At 66.7% G+C, this 706-nt stretch carries 2 protein-coding genes; both read right to left on the reverse strand.

Going from position 1 to position 706, the window contains the following annotated elements; genetic code table 11:
- Nucleotides 1-341 (reverse strand): BCCT family transporter (locus tag EA796_RS22935; RefSeq protein WP_178082600.1); only part of this gene is annotated, 341 nt, incomplete at its 3' end.
- 254 nt (nt 342-595) lie between these two features.
- A partial coding sequence (locus EA796_RS23535; protein WP_147459086.1) for a BCCT family transporter occupies nt 596-706 on the reverse strand: 111 nt, incomplete at its 5' end.

Consider the following 706-nt stretch of genomic DNA (forward strand, 5'->3'; position numbering starts at 1 on the left):
CCCAGCGGCGAGACGATCAGGCCGAGGCACAGCAGCACGAAGATATTGGCCGAGCCGATGAAGAACCACGCCAGGTTCTGCGTCAGCCAGTCGCGTACGGCCTTGAACAGCGGCTCCACCTCGTTGTGCAGGGCCAGCGCCAGCACCACGAACAACAGCGCGCTGAGCGCCGAGACGATGAAGACCGTGCCGTGGATATCGAGATTGACCAGGTAGCGACCGCGGATATTGTCCTGGCCGACCACGTAGTCGGTGTCTATCAGAGTGGCGGCGCCGCTCGGGGCGGGGATGCCGTCGTCGTTGGCTGTACTGGGCCCCTTGGACCCTTGGGCATGGCTCATATGGCTGCTCCTTATAGTTATCGCGTGCTCGACGCGGCGCGCGGCGCAATGCCGAACGCGGAGGCCGACGCTAACAGAAGGAAAAACCGGCCTGCGCGGCGCAAGCGGCGCGGGGCTATCCAATAGCGACGAGGGCGGCGCTTGGCGATGGGGGAACGCCGCTCCTACAGGGGGGTGTCGAACCCGAGGTTGTGAGGCCCGCGCATAAGAAAGCGCACCCGCAGGCGCGCTCTCCGAGGCGGCGAGGCCGGCGCTTAGCGCGGCTCGCTCAGCAGCCCCTTGACGATGGACACGCAGCCCACCAGCAGCACGATGGTGAACGGCAGCCCCGTCGATACCGCCATGGCCTGCAGCGCCACCAGGCC

This window comes from Pseudomonas sp. AOB-7, assembly GCF_003696305.1.
In the GTDB taxonomy this organism is placed as follows: domain Bacteria; phylum Pseudomonadota; class Gammaproteobacteria; order Pseudomonadales; family Pseudomonadaceae; genus Aquipseudomonas.